Genomic DNA, 15,989 nt, shown 5'->3' with positions numbered 1-15,989 from the left:
ATCACTCTGATTGCCCGGCCACCGGGCGTAGGTATTGCGAGGAATGCAGCGCGGCATGGCGCCCGTCTTCGAGCTCCAACCGGCGTAGCAAGGGCTTGACCGCGTGTTGCAGGGCCAACCGTTCTTCACGTCCGTTGCGCCACAACGTCACATGGCTGGCCTCGACCCGGCGCAGCACGCTGCCACCGGGCAAGCGCTCACCCACCTGATAAATGCGCGGGCCGGCAGCGTCCGCGAGCAATGCCCGGGACAAGCCTTGGTCGGCGACAAAGCTGGCTTGCAACGTAATCGGTTCGGCGCTCGGGGCGTGGGCACCTTCAGGTGCCAGGCCTAGCACCGTGGCCACGGCTTGGACGTTGGGCAGGTCGCGAACAGGAGCCACCGGTGGGTGGATCAGCACCGGCACATCACGGCCCAATGCCTGGCGAAAGCGCCACTCTTGCCCGGCCAGGAAGATTCCGTATAGCAGCAGGAGCACCAGCAGCAGCTTCGGCAGACGGCTGCCGACCCGAAAAGACAGGCTCACCGTTGTGCGCTCTGGATCGTGCCCGCAGGCTTGGCGAAGGACATTCGCCGCACCACCCGGCGTCCGGAAAACTCATGCCAGAGCACAGCGCACAGATGCAGCGCGACCAGTACCGAAAGCCCCGCACAAGACAAGGTATGGAGGGTGTTGGCGAGTTCGATCAGTGCCGGATCGCCCAGTGGCTGGGGGATGTGAACAATGCCGAAGATACTGATGGCGCTTTTCATCATCAGCACACCAGTCACCAGCACGATGCCAATGACCAGGTAGATCAGCGTGTGTACCGCCAGAGCTAGCCACTGTGTAAATGAAGGCGCGGTTCCACGGGCTTCCAGCGCGCCGAAAAACAGGCAGGCCCGCCACACGAAAAATGGAATGAACAGCGTGGTCAGCGACACATTGAGTGAGCCAACCCACTGTTCGGTCGAAGCTGACACCGGGTTGAACGCCACATAAAAACCGGACACCAACGCCCATAAGATAATGGCCGCCGACACCCAGTGCAGCAGCACCCGTCGTCTGGAGTAATTGATAGACATTACTGCGCGCTCGTATGAAGGCCCCAGGCAACCCGTGCGGATCGCCTGGGGCCATGCCTGTCAGGACTTACAGCTTGTCCCAGGCGCTCTGCCAGGACGCACCGACTCCCGGCTCGAAACCGTTCGCTGTCGGGCTGTACTGCTTGCAGTAGCCGGACGCCGGGAACGGCTTGCACTCGAAGACTTCGTCAGTCTTGGGTTGCAGCACTTTCGTACCGGCGGTGTAGTCGGTGATGCCTTCTGGGAAGACGAAGTCGTACTCGATGCCTGCGCCTTCACCGGCCAGGGTGACCGCTTGGGTGTCCTGGCGCGTGGTGCGGCCGTCTTCGGTGGTCCCCACCAGCGTCAGGGTATGGGCGCCTGGCGCGCTGCGCACGTCCAGGTTCAGGCCGGTGCTGCCTTCACCCACGGTCTGACTAACGACACCGACCTGCTTGTTCTTCTCATCGAACAGCGTGGCTTCGAGGTTCATCCTGCGGTTCGTCTGCGCGGTGAAGGCCATGCTGACCCGACCTTTGTCGAGTACGTATTCTGGCTGCAGGGAAGAAATCTCCATGCTGGCGCCAGCGTCTTCCTTCATGTCCAGTTGCACTTCATAGCGCTTCACGCCGCTTTCGTCCTGGGCGTACAGGCTGTTGGCGCCATTGACCGGCGTGATATTGCCCTCCTCGTCACGAACACCTGCACGAATCAATGTATGGGCCTTGTTGATGGCTTCGGCCAGTTTGAACGACCAGTTCTCAGGCTTGCCTTCCTCGGCGTTGTCGATGCTGATTTCTACGCTGTATTCGGCACTTTCACCGGTCGCGGAGAACGCCCGGGCCTTGACCTTGTCACCCACCAGCAATGGGGTCGATGGCGCAATGCTGCCCACCGACTGCCAGCCGCCCGGCAATGCGGCTTCGGCGAGAATGTTCACATCCGCCGGGGCGTAGAATGCATTGTCGGTATCACCAACCGTCCAGACCGCCAGGATGACGTGATGGCCCGACTTGCTGTCGGGAATGACGCAGTTGTGCTTGGCACCACCGACCGGGACTTGATTACCGCCGTCCACCGTACAGAACGGCGCGCTATCGAACGAGGCACGCTTGAGCGCTTCGTTTGGATTCCACCCATCGCGGGTAATGAAGTATTCGTGTTTGGTCGCAGGGTGCGCGGCGGAGTATTGCCATTGAAAGGCAAAGTTGCGGTCCCTGATTTCAGTCAGGTGCCAGCGTGTGGCCGACTGCGCATCAAGTGCAGAAAACCGGGCAATGCCGCCGCTGGCGATTTTGCCGTCGATAGGACCCTGCAGCGGCGCACCGCCTACACCATTAGGGAAACCCTTGAAGGTTTCACCGGTACTCTGTGGCTCGTATTGCGCGCCGCCGCAGTTTTGGTTGACGCCTTGCTGGCACAACAACGCACGGGAAGGCGGTACTTCGACGAAACCGTGGGCAAGCGCGCCTTGGGATGCCGCCATGGCCGACAGCAGAACTAATGAGGACGCACACCCCGTTAATAGATTGCTCTTGTTGAAGTTATTCTTCATATAAGTTCCAGACTAGTCATCAAAATGAAAGACGGGATCACCGTCCTCTTGAAAGGTGCGCCAGAACGCTCAGCGCACACCCTTGCAAGTGACCGGAACCTTATAGAAAGTCGAACACTCCCTATGTAGGATAAATCTCTCAACATAGAAGGAATGATCTCTGAATCGATTTCCCCTACATAACTAGAGAAACATCTTACGAACAGAAATAACTATCAACCAAAGACAAACAAACACACCCAAAAGAAGCAATTGGCTGCTTTAGGTCGGATCGTTAAACAAGCGCGCATAAAAAAGCCTGTCCGGCACAGGTCCGGACAGGCTGGGTGACAGGGGCCGCAATCAGACGTGATATTGCGCCGACAACTCATGCACCGCCCGCAGGAAGGCGCCGGCGTGTTCGGGGTCGACTTCCGGGGTGATGCCATGGCCGAGGTTGAACACATGGCCGCTGCCACTGCCGTAGCTGGCCAGGATGCGCCCAACTTCAGCACGAATGGCTTCAGGCTTGGCGTAGAGCACGGTCGGGTCCATGTTGCCTTGCAGGGCGACCTTGTGACCGACGCGCTCACGAGCGTTGCCGATGTCGCAGGTCCAATCCAGGCCCAGGGCGTCGGCGCCGACATCGGCGATGCTTTCCAGCCACAGGCCGCCGTTCTTGGTGAACAGGATCACCGGGACTTTGCGTCCCTCGTGCTCGCGGATCAGGCCGCTGACGATCTTGCGCATGTAGGCCAGGGAGAATTCCTGGTACGCCGCCGCCGACAGGTTGCCGCCCCAGGTGTCGAAGATCTGTACCGCTTGCGCACCGGCCAGGATCTGGCCGTTGAGGTAGGACGTGACCGACTGGGCCAGTTTGTCCAGCAACAGGTGCATGGCCTGCGGGTTGTCGTAGAGCATTGCCTTGGTCTTGCGAAAGTCCTTCGACGAGCCGCCTTCGACCATGTAGGTGGCCAGGGTCCATGGGCTGCCAGAGAAACCGATCAGCGGCACACGACCATTGAGCTCGCGGCGAATGGTGCTGACCGCGTCCATGACGTAGCCCAGGTCTTTCTGTGGATCGGGAATCGGCAGGGCCTCGATGTCGGCCAGGGTGCTGATGACTTTCTTGAAGCGCGGGCCTTCGCCGGTCTCGAAGTACAGGCCTTGGCCCATGGCATCGGGAATGGTCAGGATGTCGGAGAACAGGATGGCCGCGTCCAGCTGCGGATACCGATCCAGCGGCTGCATCGTCACTTCGCAGGCGAACTGTGGGTTCATGCACAGGCTCATGAAGTCACCGGCCTTGGCGCGGCTGGCACGGTATTCCGGCAGGTAGCGACCGGCCTGGCGCATCATCCATACGGGGGTGACGTCCACGGGTTGCTTGAGCAGGGCGCGAAGGAAACGGTCGTTCTTCAGGGCAGTCATGTCGGCATCCGGAAAAAAAGTGCGGGCATTTTCTCAGAGCGCGACGCAAAAGGCACGGCAAGAGCCGTGCCTTTTATCTATCGGGGCAATTTGTCGCGGGGCAGCACAACTTTCGCAACACCACAAAACACCTGTGGGAGCTTTTTTTGTGGGAGCAAGGCTTGCCCGCGATGAAAACACCGCGGTCTCTTGAGGACCGAGGCGTCTGGATCGCGAGCAAGCTTTGCTCCCACAAAGCTCGCTCCCACAGGGGGTTGTGTCGCCTGGTCAGACTTGCAGGTAATCCAGGATCCCTTCCGCTGCATTGCGGCCTTCGAAGATCGCCGTCACCACCAGGTCGGAACCGCGGACCATGTCGCCACCGGCGAAGATCTTCGGGTTGCTGGTCTGGTGCTTGTACTGGCCCTGCTCCGGCGCCACGACGCGGCCCTGGCTGTCGGTCTGGATGCTGAACTGCTCGAACCACGGGGCCGGGCTTGGGCGGAAGCCGAAGGCGATGACCACGGCGTCGGCCGGGATGATCTCTTCGGAACCGGGAATCGGCTCGGGGCTGCGACGGCCGCGGGCGTCCGGTTCGCCGAGACGGGTCTCGACCACTTTCACGCCTTCGACCTTGTCTTCACCGACAATGGCGATCGGCTGGCGGTTGTAGAGGAACTTCACGCCTTCTTCCTTGGCGTTCTTCACCTCTTTGCGCGAGCCGGGCATATTGGCTTCGTCGCGACGGTAGGCACAGGTCACCGACTTGGCGCCCTGGCGAATCGACGTACGGTTGCAGTCCATCGCCGTGTCGCCACCGCCGAGCACCACGACCTTCTTGCCTTTCATGTCGACGAAATCTTCCGGCGACTTTTCAAAGCCCAGGTTGCGGTTGACGTTGGCGATCAGGAAGTCGAGTGCGTCGTAGACGCCTGGCAGGTCCTCACCGGCAAAGCCGCCCTTCATGTAGGTGTAGGTGCCCATGCCCATGAAGACCGCATCGTATTCTTCGAGCAGTTGCTCCATGGTCACGTCCTTGCCCACCTCGGTGTTCAGGCGGAACTCGATGCCCATGCCGGTGAAGACTTCGCGACGATTGCTCAGCACCGTCTTTTCCAGCTTGAACTCGGGGATGCCGAAGGTCAGCAGACCGCCGATTTCCGGGTTCTTGTCGAACACCACCGGGGTCACGCCACCACGCACCAGCACGTCGGCACAGCCCAGGCCCGCCGGGCCGGCACCAATGATCGCCACGCGCTTGCCGGTCGGCTTGACCTTGGACATGTCCGGACGCCAGCCCATGGCGAACGCAGTGTCGGTGATGTACTTCTCCACCGAACCGATGGTCACCGCGCCAAAACCGTCGTTGAGGGTGCACGCACCTTCGCACAGGCGATCCTGCGGGCACACCCGGCCACAGACTTCCGGCAGGGTGTTGGTCTGGTGGGACAGCTCGGCGGCCTGGAGGATGTTGCCCTCGGCCACCAGTTTCAGCCAGTTGGGAATGAAGTTGTGCACCGGGCACTTCCATTCGCAATACGGGTTACCGCAGCCCAGGCAGCGGTGGGCCTGGTCGGCCGACTGCTGGGGTTTGAAAGGCTCGTAGATTTCCACGAACTCTTTCTTGCGTTGACGCAACAGTTTCTTCTTCGGATCCTTGCGCCCGACATCGATGAACTGGAAGTCGTTATTCAGACGTTCAGCCATTGTTAAAACCTCATCAAACTCTTCAGGCGCATATCACTGCGGGTTGGCACGAGTGCTGGAAAGCAACGATTTCAGGTTGGCAGCCTTGGGCTTGACCAGCCAGAAACGGCGCAAGTAGTCATCGAGGTTCTCGGCGAGTTCACGACCCCACTCGCTGTCGGTTTCCGCGACGTACTCGTTCAGCACGTTTTGCAGGTGGCTGCGATAGGCTTCCATCGCCTCGCCGCTGATCCGCTGGATTTCCACCAGTTCGTGGTTGACCCGGTCAACGAAGGTGTTGTCCTGGTCGAGCACGTAGGCGAAACCGCCGGTCATGCCTGAGCCGAAGTTATAACCGGTCTTGCCCAGCACGCAGACAAAACCACCGGTCATGTACTCGCAGCAGTGATCGCCGGTGCCTTCCACCACAGTGTGGGCCCCGGAGTTACGCACGGCAAAACGCTCGCCCGCGGTGCCGGCGGCGAACAGCTTGCCGCCCGTGGCGCCGTAGAGGCAGGTGTTGCCGATAATGGCACTGTCCTGGGTCTTGTAGACGCTGCCCTTGGGCGGAACGATGACCAGCTTGCCGCCGGTCATGCCCTTGCCCACGTAGTCGTTGGCATCGCCTTCCAGGTACATGTTCAGGCCGCCGGCGTTCCAGACGCCGAAGCTCTGGCCTGCGGTGCCCTTGAAACGGAAGGTGACCGGCGCCTTGGCCATGCCCTGGTTGCCGTGCTTGCGCGCGATTTCGCCGGAGATCCGTGCGCCGATGGAACGGTCGCAGTTGCAGATATCCAGGTCGAACTCGGCACCGCTCAGGTCGTTGATCGCCGCAGCGGCCATGTCGACCATCTTCTCGGCCAGCTCACCCTTGTCGAATGGCGGGTTGCGCTCGACCTGGCAGAACTGTGGCTTGTCTGCCGGAATGTAATCGCTGCCCAGCAATGGGGTCAGGTCCAGGTGATGCTGCTTGGCGGTCTGGCCTTCGATCACTTCCAGCAGATCGGTACGGCCGATCAGCTCTTCAAGCGAGCGTACGCCCAGCTTCGCCAGCCACTCACGGGTCTCTTCGGCCACGTAGGTGAAGAAATTCACCACCATGTCGACGGTACCGATGTAGTGGTCCTTGCGCAGCTTGTCGTTCTGGGTCGCCACGCCGGTGGCGCAGTTGTTCAAGTGGCAGATGCGCAGGTATTTGCAGCCCAGGGCGATCATCGGCGCGGTACCGAAGCCGAAGCTCTCGGCGCCGAGGATGGCAGCCTTGATCACGTCCAGGCCGGTTTTCAGGCCACCGTCGGTCTGCACCCGGACCTTGCCGCGCAAATCGTTGCCGCGCAGGGTCTGGTGGGTTTCGGCCAGGCCCAGTTCCCACGGCGCACCCGCGTACTTGATCGAGGTCAGCGGCGATGCGCCGGTGCCGCCGTCGTAGCCGGAGATGGTGATCAGGTCGGCATAGGCCTTGGCCACGCCCGCCGCGATGGTGCCAACGCCGGCTTCCGCCACCAGTTTCACCGAGACCAGCGCCTTCGGGTTCACCTGCTTGAGGTCGAAGATCAGTTGCGACAAGTCTTCGATCGAGTAGATGTCGTGGTGCGGTGGCGGCGAGATCAGGGTCACGCCGGGTACCGCGTAGCGCAGCTTGGCGATCAGGCCGTTGACTTTGCCGCCGGGCAGCTGGCCGCCTTCGCCGGGCTTGGCGCCCTGGGCAACCTTGATCTGCAGCACTTCAGCGTTGACCAGGTATTCCGGCGTCACACCGAAGCGGCCGGTCGCCACCTGCTTGATTTTCGAGCTCTTGATGGTGCCGTAGCGCGCCGGGTCTTCGCCGCCTTCACCGGAGTTGGAACGCGCACCGAGGCGGTTCATGGCTTCGGCCAGGGCTTCGTGGGCTTCCGGGGACAAGGCGCCCAGGGAAATACCCGCCGAATCGAAGCGCTTGAGCACCGATTCCAGCGGCTCTATTTCACTGATGTCCAGCGGCGTGTCGAGGGTCTTGACCTTGAGCAGGTCGCGGATCATCGACACCGGACGGTTGTCCACCAGCGAGGTGTATTCCTTGAACTTGCTGTAGTCGCCCTGCTGCACGGCGGCTTGCAAGGTGCTGACCACGTCCGGGTTGTAGGCGTGGTACTCGCCACCATGGACGAACTTCAACAGGCCGCCTTGCTGGATCGGCTTGCGCGGGCTCCAGGCTTCGGCCGCCAGGGCTTTCTGTTCGGCTTCAATGTCGACGAAACGCGCACCTTTGATGCGGCTCGGCACGCCACGGAAGCTCAGCTCGCAGACTTCTTCCGACAGGCCGATGGCCTCGAACAGTTGCGCGCCACGGTACGAGGCGATGGTCGAGATACCCATCTTCGACAGGATCTTGAGCAGGCCCTTGGTGATGCCCTTGCGGTAGTTCTTGAACACCTCATAGAGGTCGCCCAGCACTTCACCGGTACGGATCAGGTCGCCCAGCACTTCATAGGCCAGGAACGGATACACCGCCGAGGCACCGAAACCGATCAGCACCGCGAAGTGATGCGGATCGCGGGCGGTGGCGGTCTCTACCAGGATGTTGGAGTCGCAGCGCAGGCCTTTTTCGGTCAGGCGATGGTGCACCGCGCCGGTGGCCAGCGAGGCGTGGATCGGCAGCTTGCCCGGCGCGATATGACGGTCGCTCAGCACGATCTGGGTACGACCGGCGCGCGCGGCTTCTTCAGCCTGATCGGCAACGTTGCGGATCGCCGCTTCCAGGCCGACGCTTTCGTCGTAGTTCAGGTCGATGACCTGGCGCGCAAAGCCCGGGCGATCGAGGTTGGTCAACGAGCGCCACTTGGCCGGGGAAATGACCGGCGAGCTGAGGATCACCCGCGAGGCGTGTTCCGGCGACTCCTGGAAAATGTTGCGCTCGGCACCGAGGCAGATTTCCAGGGACATCACGATCGCTTCGCGCAGCGGGTCGATCGGTGGGTTGGTCACCTGGGCGAACTGCTGGCGGAAATAGTCGTACGGCGTGCGCACGCGCTGCGATAGCACGGCCATCGGCGTGTCGTCACCCATGGAGCCGACCGCTTCGTAGCCTTGCTCGCCCAGCGGACGCAGCACCTGGTCACGCTCTTCGAACGTCACCTGGTACATCTTCATGTACTGCTTGAGCTGGTCGACGTCGTAGAACGCCGAGCCGTGGTCGTTGTCTTCCATGGTCGCCTGGATGCGCAGGGCATTCTTGCGCAGCCATTGCTTGTACGGATGACGGGACTTGAGGCGGTTGTCGATCGCGTCGGTGTCGAGGATCTGGCCGGTCTCGGTGTCCACGGCAAAGATCTGGCCCGGGCCTACGCGGCCCTTGGCGATGACGTCTTCAGGCTGATAGTTCCAGACGCCGATTTCCGACGCCAGGGTGATGAACCCGTTGGTGGTGGTGACCCAACGCGCCGGACGCAGGCCGTTACGGTCCAGCAGGCATACGGCGTAGCGACCGTCGGTCATGACGATGCCGGCCGGGCCATCCCACGGCTCCATGTGCATGGAGTTGTATTCGTAGAAGGCGCGCAGGTCCGGGTCCATGGTCTCGACGTTCTGCCACGCCGGCGGCACGAGCATGCGCACGCCACGGAACAGGTCGATACCACCGGTCACCATCAGTTCCAGCATGTTGTCCATGCTCGAGGAGTCCGAGCCCACGCGGTTGACCAGCGGGCCGAGTTCTTCGAGGTCGGGCATCAGGTCGTTGGCGAACTTGGTGCGACGGGCCACGGCCCAGTTGCGGTTGCCGGTGATGGTGTTGATCTCGCCGTTGTGGGCGAGGAAGCGGAATGGCTGGGCCAGCGGCCATTTCGGCAGGGTGTTGGTGGAGAAGCGCTGGTGGAACACGCAGATCGCGGTTTTCAGGCGCTCGTCGCTCAGGTCCGGATAGAAGGCGGTGAGGTCCGCCGGCATCATCAGGCCTTTGTAGATAATGGTCTTGTGGGAAAAGCTGCAGATGTAGTGATCGGTGTCGGCGGCATTGGCCACGGACGAACGACGACGGGAGCTGAACAGCTTGATCGACATGTCCTGGTCGCTCAGGCCTTCGCCGGCGATGAACACCTGTTCGATCTGCGGCAGGCGCTCAAGCGCCAGGCGGCCGAGGACACTGGTGTCGATCGGCACTTTGCGCCAGCCGACCAGTTGCAGGCCAGCGGCCAGGATCTCGCGATTCATGTTCTCGCGAGCCGCTTGCGCCTTCACCGGGTCCTGATTGAAGAACACCATGCCCACGGCGTACTGCTTGGGCAGGGTCACGCCAAACGTTTCCTGGGCTATGGCACGCAGGAACTCGTCGGGTTTTTGAATCAGCAAGCCACAACCGTCGCCGGTCTTGCCGTCGGCGTTGATCCCACCACGGTGGGTCATGCAGGTCAGGGCCTCAATGGCCGTTTGCAAAAGGGTGTGGCTGGGCTCGCCCTGCATATGAGCTATCAGGCCGAAACCGCAGTTATCCTTGAATTCATCTGGTTGGTACAGACCTGCTTTCATAGACACTTTCTCACCAGGCTGCCTCTAATCGAGGCAAATTCTTTTCAATTCAACCAGTTGCATACCGCGCCGAACGTACGCCAGCTTTGCGGGGGCAAAAGGGAGGTCATTGTACACACCGACACAGAGGCTCACAAATTTGACGACGAACTGTCGCAAATCCATGTCGCATTTATGAAAGGTTTAAAGCTATATGCTGTGCTAGTCAAAACTTTTTTGGGTTCGACCGCTACGACTCAAACACTACTGTGACGCAGACACCACAAGGCGCGCGGCCTGAAAGGTCGCCCGCCCCTGCGGAAATTTTGAGGTTGCCGGGAGAGGCGGCCTGGGTAAGGCCGCCGAATCTTCAGCGAGTTGCTGCCAGTTCCTGTTGGACGCTGGCGACAGTGCGAGGCCAAGGTTTACCAGCCTGAACCTTCGCTGGCAAGGCCTTGATGGCGGAAACGGCTGCATCACGGTTGGCAAAGCTGCCGTAGGTGATGACATACAGCGGCTTGCCGTTGAGGACTTTCTTGAAATAGCGGTACTCGCCGCCCTGCTCCTTGACGAAGCTCTGTGCCGCGGCTTCGGAGCTGGTGCCGAGGATCTGCACTACGTAGTTGCCCGGTGCCTGGCCAGCGTACCAGCTACCGCCCGTGGCCTTGGCCGGGGCAGCAGCAGGCTTGGCTGCGGGTGCTGGCGCCGCCGGCTTGGTGGCAGGCGCTGGAACCGGGGCAGGCTTGGCAGTGGCCAGCTGGGTCGGCGCCGGAGTCGGCTTGGCAGCCGGGGCAGGTGTCGGGGCAGGACCGGCCGGCACGCCCACAGGCGGTGCGGTGGTGGTCACGGTCGGCGGCACGTCGCTGCTGTCGTCGACCGGTGGCGCTGCGCCGTCGTCGCCTTCGGTGATGCCACCGGCCGCTTCAGCCAGAGGACCGCGCATGACCGGTTGCGACTGGCCGACCAGCGGCAGTGGCATCGGCTGGGTGTTGCCGGCGAATTCCACTGCCGGCGCACCACCGTTGGGTTGCGGCGTCCCTTGGCCGAGAGGCAGTTGCGCCTGTTCGTTGGCAGGGGCACCCGTGGTGGGTGCCTTGGTGCGACCCGGCATCAGCCAGGCGGCGGCAACCGCGACCACGACGACGGCGGAAATAGCCAATACGTGTTTCTTCGGCATGTTGAACCCCATACTTGGACGCTTCACCGCTGAGCGGCTGGCAATCATGACTTCGATCAGAGCATCGCGGGCGACCTGGTTGATGTTGCCAGGCCAACCGTCGGCGCTTTCGTGAATCTCAGAGATCTGATCGGCGGTGAAAAGTTCGATACCCCGGCCCGCACCCTCAAGACGCTGGGCCAGGTATTCGCGCGTTTCTTCCTCGGTGTAGGGCGCCAGCTCGATGACGTGGAAGCGCTCTTCCTCAAGGTTCAATTGGTCCAGATCAGCGATCAGCGACGACTCACCGAACAGGAACACATGAGGGCGACCCTCCGGCGCCCCGGCCGCCAAGGCCAGCAGGGCCTCTAAGGCCGACTCGTCGAGTTGCTCGGCATCGTCCACCAGCAGATAGACTTCCTGCCCGGTCAGCGCCAGTTGCACGATCTGATCGAGAATTGCACCGACTTCGGCCTGCGCGACGTTCAGCGCCTGGGCCACCTGACGCAATATACCGGCTGCATCGCCGGCGCCACGGGCCGACACCACCACGCTTTGCACGGACTGCTTGTTGGTGCTGGCCACCAGCGCCTGGCGCAGCAAGGTCTTGCCGCTGCCCTGGGGACCGGTGACCACCAGCAGCAATTGACTGTAGCGCGCCAGGTGATGCAACTGGCCCAGCACCGGCTTGCGCTGTGCAGGAAAGAACTTGAAGCCCGGGACCCGCGGTGCGAAAGGGTCATGACTCAATTGGAAATGGCCGAGGAAAGCCTCGTCGGCATGCAAACTAGTCATCGGATCTTATTAACCTTTAAGCTGAGCCAGGGCGCGGTAGTCCGCTCCCAGCGTGGCCTGTAGAACTTCTTTCGGATAATCGTCGGTCACCACCGCTTCGCCCATGTGGCGCAGCAGCACCAGACGCAGACGACCGTCGATCACTTTTTTGTCGATTGCCATGTGTTCAAGAAAATCCGCCTCGCTCATTTCCTCGGGCGGAACCACCGGAAGCCCGGCGCGCTGGAACAGACGAATACCGCGATCACGCTCCTGTTCGCTGATCCAGCCCAGGCGCGCAGACATCTCCAGGGCCATGACCGTACCGGCCGCAACCGCTTCACCGTGCAGCCAGACACCATAGCCCATGTGGGTTTCGATGGCATGGCCAAAGGTGTGACCCAGGTTGAGGGTGGCGCGCACCCCCGACTCACGCTCATCGGCACCGACTACGGCAGCCTTGGCGGCACAGGAGCGTTCGATGGCGTAGGTCAGGGCTGCTTGATCGAGTGCGCGCAGGCGGTCGACGTTATCCTCGAGCCAGCCCAGGAACGGCTCGTCGCAGATCAGCCCGTACTTGATGACTTCCGCCAGCCCCGCAGACAGTTCGCGGGCCGGCAAGGTATTGAGGGTGGCGGTGTCGATCAGCACCACGTTGGGCTGATAGAACGCGCCGACCATGTTCTTGCCCAGCGGATGGTTGATCCCGGTCTTGCCGCCCACCGACGAGTCGACCTGCGACAGCAGCGTGGTGGGGATCTGGATGAAATCGACGCCACGCTGATAGCAGGCGGCAGCAAAACCGGCCATGTCGCCGATCACACCGCCACCCAAGGCAACCACCGTGGTGCGACGATCGTGGCGCGCAGTCAGCAGGCCGTCGAAAATAAGTTGCAGGGTTTCCCAGTTCTTGAAGGCTTCGCCGTCGGGCAATACCACGGAAATGACCGAGAAGGCCGACAGGCTGCGGATCAGGCGTTCCAGATACAGGGGCGCGACGGTTTCATTGGAAATGATCGCCACTTGCCGCCCGGCGATATGCGGCGCCAGCAGTTCGGGCTGGTCCAGCAAGCCTTCGCCAATATGAATCGGGTAGCTGCGCTCGCCCAGGTCGACCTTAAGTGTCTGCATGTGTCCCCACAGTGAAGATGGAATCAGGCGTCCTGCCTGCAATTAACGAAAGTCCACGGAGCTTGTTCTGACGCCAGTTAATGGCCATCCGCCACGCCCCAGGCGGGCCATGACGGGACGTCGAGGATAGCGCATTTCGCCAAGCGCATTAACGGGGAGGCAGTTGCTGAAGGCGATCGAGAATGTCCAGCACCACCATCCGCGGCGGCCGCTCGTCGGTTTCCACCACCAGGTCGGCGATCTCCCGATACAGCGGGTCACGCAGCGCCAGGAGGTCGCGCAGGGTCTTGGCCGGGTCGGCGGTGCGCAACAGCGGGCGGTTGCGATCCCGAGCGGTGCGCCCCACCTGCTGCTCGACAGAAGCATGCAGATAGACCACTCGTCCCCCAGCATGCAGCGCCCGACGATTGGCTTCGCGCATCACCGCGCCGCCACCGGTGGCGAGCACCACGCCATCGAACGCGCACAGCTCGGCGATCATCGCCTGCTCACGGTCACGAAAGCCCGGTTCGCCTTCCTTGTCGAAAATCCATGGGATATTGGCGCCCGTGCGCAATTCAATTTCCTTGTCGGAATCTTTGAACGGCAGGCGCAGCTCTTTGGCCAGCAAACGGCCGATGGTGCTTTTTCCAGCGCCCATCGGCCCAACAAGAATCAAATTTCGCACAGAATCAACGACTCACAGCAATCGCCTGGTTATTCATGATACGCGGAGTGAGGAACACCAGCAGCTCGGATTTTTTCTCCGAAACCACATCACGCCGGAAAAGGCGGCCAAGATACGGCACATCGCCAAGAAATGGCACCTTATCTACAACCTTGCTCTGAGTATTTGAGAAAACCCCACCAATCACAATGGTCTCGCCGTCATTGACCAGGACCTTGGCATTGACTTCGTTTTTCTTGATCGGCGGCACATCATTCACCTTGTTCAGGTAGTCCGGCTCATCCTTGGTGACCTTGACCTCCATGATGATCCGGTTGTCCGGGGTGATCTGCGGGGTCACCTCCAGCGACAGCGAAGCCTCCTTGAACGACACCGACGTAGCACCGCTGGAGCTGGCTTCCTGATAAGGAATTTCCGTGCCCTTGAGGATCTTTGCCGTCTCCTTGTCGGACGTCACCACCTTGGGCTGGGAGACGATTTCGCCGTTGCCGGTTTTCTCCATGGCCGTCAGCTCAAGGTCCAGCAATACGTTGTCGGTGATGAACGCGATGCCGATGCCCGAGGTGTTGCCCGAGGTGCCCATGTCGACGAACGGTTGGTTGGTGCCGGTTCTGCCCGGGGTGCCGATGGTGGTGGAAGTGCCGTTGGTGACCCCGGAGGAATTCCAGTTGCCCTGGTTCTGTACCGAACCACCCCAGCGCACGCCCAGGCTTTTGTCGTAGTCGACGTTGGCTTCGACAATCCGCGCTTCGATCATCACCTGGCGCACCGGAATATCCAGTTGCGCCACGATCCGGCGCAGTTCGTCGAGGCGGTCCTGGGTCTGGTAGGCAATGATGTTGTTGGTTCGCTCATCGACCGTGATCGAGCCGCGCTCATCGGCTTTGGCCTCGGCACTGGTCACCGACTGGAACAACTTGGCGATGTCCGCCGCCTTCGCATAGTTGACCTGCAACAGCTCACGCCGCAGCGGCGCCAGGTCGGCAATCTGCTTCTGCGACTCCAGCTCCTGGCGTTCACGCGCGGCAATTTCATCGGCCGGAGCCACCAACAGCACATTGCCGACCTTGCGCTTGTCCAACCCCTTGGTCTTGAGCACCAGGTCGAGCGCCTGGTCCCAGGGCACATTCTGCAACCGCAAGGTGATGCCACCCTGCACCGTGTCGCTGGCCACGAGGTTCAGGTTGGTAAAATCGGCAATCAGCTGCAGGACCGAACGCACCTCGATGTCCTGGAAGTTGAGCGAGAGCTTCTCGCCACTGTAGGCCGCGCGGTCGGCGTTGCGTTTTTGCAGGTCGTCGACGGTCATGGGCCGGACGCTGACAGTGAGCTTGTTATCGGTCTGGTAGGTCGAGTAGTCGAAGGTCCCGCTGGGTTCGATGCTGATGGTCGCCCGGTCGCTGCCGGCGCTGGCATTGACGAATTGCACCGGGGTGGCGAAGTCCTTGACGTCCAGGCGCACGCGCAGCGGCTCAGGCAACTGGGTCCTGGCGAAATTGAGGATGATCTTGCCTTCGCGCTCCTGGATATCCGGGGCGATGGACGGATCAGACAGGTCGATCACGACGTTGCCTTCGCCCTGGGTCCCGCGCTGGAAATCCACTCCTCGGATCGCCTTGCCCGCCGGCGCACTGGCCCTCGCAGGCGCAGCGCTGGCAACCGCCGGGCGCGGGGGCTGGGTGGTGGAGTTCTTCGGGGCGACGGTCTTCGGGGCGACGCCCTTGCCAACCACCACGAACAGGTTGTTACCTTCGATCCGGGTGTCATACGGCGCCAGCTGGGTAAGGCCGATGATCAACCGAGTACGATCCCCAGCCTCGACCACCGTGGCGCTGCGTGCATTGCCCCCGCCCAGGTCGCGGCGCTTGCTGGAAAGTTGATTGGTCACGCCCGGCAGGTCCAGCGCAATCCGCGCCGGTTGTTCGGTGGTGTAGCCCCGGGGCGGCGGCGGCGGCCCGTCGAAGGAGAGCTTCAACTCGACACGGTCCCCCGGCAACGCCGCCACATCCAACGTCTTCAGGCTTGCCCCGAGAACCATCGGCGACAACAGCGCTATCCATAGCGAAATACCGAGGGCTGAAAAAAACCTGTTCATTGTTCGAGTT

General features: G+C 61.6%; 10 protein-coding genes. All 10 read right to left on the bottom strand.

All coding sequences use genetic code 11. The features are described from left to right. Position 1: 1 nt before the first annotated feature. The 10 genes from AB4Z20_RS24115 to pilQ all read right to left on the bottom strand — a co-directional run bounded on the left by AB4Z20_RS24115 (position 2) and on the right by pilQ (position 15,979). Positions 2-526 carry a type II secretion system protein N gene (locus AB4Z20_RS24115; RefSeq protein ID WP_442090703.1) on the bottom strand — a complete coding sequence of 175 codons (525 nt, stop codon included), beginning with the start codon at positions 524-526 and terminating at the stop codon, positions 2-4. Then, positions 523-1,065 (bottom strand): cytochrome b, encoded by a 543-nt coding sequence (locus tag AB4Z20_RS24110; protein ID WP_442090702.1) that lies wholly within the window; start codon positions 1,063-1,065, stop codon positions 523-525. The genes AB4Z20_RS24115 and AB4Z20_RS24110 overlap by 4 nt, the downstream gene beginning before the upstream one ends. A gap of 67 nt (positions 1,066-1,132) precedes the next feature. Continuing rightward, entirely contained in the window at positions 1,133-2,599 is a 1,467-nt protein-coding gene (gene gbpA / locus AB4Z20_RS24105; RefSeq protein ID WP_442090701.1) for an N-acetylglucosamine-binding protein GbpA, read from the bottom strand. A 342-nt stretch (positions 2,600-2,941) separates the two neighbouring features. Beyond that, positions 2,942-4,009 carry a uroporphyrinogen decarboxylase gene (gene hemE / locus AB4Z20_RS24100; RefSeq protein ID WP_018603491.1) on the bottom strand — a complete coding sequence of 356 codons (1,068 nt, stop codon included), beginning with the start codon at positions 4,007-4,009 and terminating at the stop codon, positions 2,942-2,944. A gap of 267 nt (positions 4,010-4,276) precedes the next feature. Further along, on the bottom strand, positions 4,277-5,695 hold the full coding sequence (locus AB4Z20_RS24095; RefSeq protein ID WP_003196992.1) for an FAD-dependent oxidoreductase: 1,419 nt from the start codon (positions 5,693-5,695) through the stop codon (positions 4,277-4,279). 33 nt (positions 5,696-5,728) lie between these two features. Further along, positions 5,729-10,177 (bottom strand): glutamate synthase large subunit, encoded by a 4,449-nt coding sequence (gene gltB, locus AB4Z20_RS24090; protein ID WP_253471104.1) that lies wholly within the window; start codon positions 10,175-10,177, stop codon positions 5,729-5,731. A gap of 349 nt (positions 10,178-10,526) precedes the next feature. Beyond that, on the bottom strand, positions 10,527-12,107 hold the full coding sequence (locus AB4Z20_RS24085; RefSeq protein ID WP_253471102.1) for an AAA family ATPase: 1,581 nt from the start codon (positions 12,105-12,107) through the stop codon (positions 10,527-10,529). A gap of 9 nt (positions 12,108-12,116) precedes the next feature. Beyond that, positions 12,117-13,217 carry a 3-dehydroquinate synthase gene (gene aroB, locus AB4Z20_RS24080; RefSeq protein WP_253471101.1) on the bottom strand — a complete coding sequence of 367 codons (1,101 nt, stop codon included), beginning with the start codon at positions 13,215-13,217 and terminating at the stop codon, positions 12,117-12,119. A 148-nt stretch (positions 13,218-13,365) separates the two neighbouring features. Next, complete coding sequence (aroK, locus tag AB4Z20_RS24075; RefSeq protein ID WP_024616288.1) at positions 13,366-13,884, bottom strand: shikimate kinase AroK; 519 nt, start codon at positions 13,882-13,884, stop codon at positions 13,366-13,368. Between the two features lie 4 nt (positions 13,885-13,888). Next, complete coding sequence (gene pilQ / locus AB4Z20_RS24070; RefSeq protein WP_442090700.1) at positions 13,889-15,979, bottom strand: type IV pilus secretin PilQ; 2,091 nt, start codon at positions 15,977-15,979, stop codon at positions 13,889-13,891. Positions 15,980-15,989 lie beyond the last annotated feature (10 nt).

The organism is Pseudomonas sp. KB_12 (genome assembly GCF_052114545.1).
Classification (GTDB): Bacteria; Pseudomonadota; Gammaproteobacteria; order Pseudomonadales; family Pseudomonadaceae; genus Aquipseudomonas; species Aquipseudomonas brassicacearum.
Note: the sequence above shows the minus strand (reverse complement) of the source record. Positions and strands in the feature narration are given on the sequence as shown.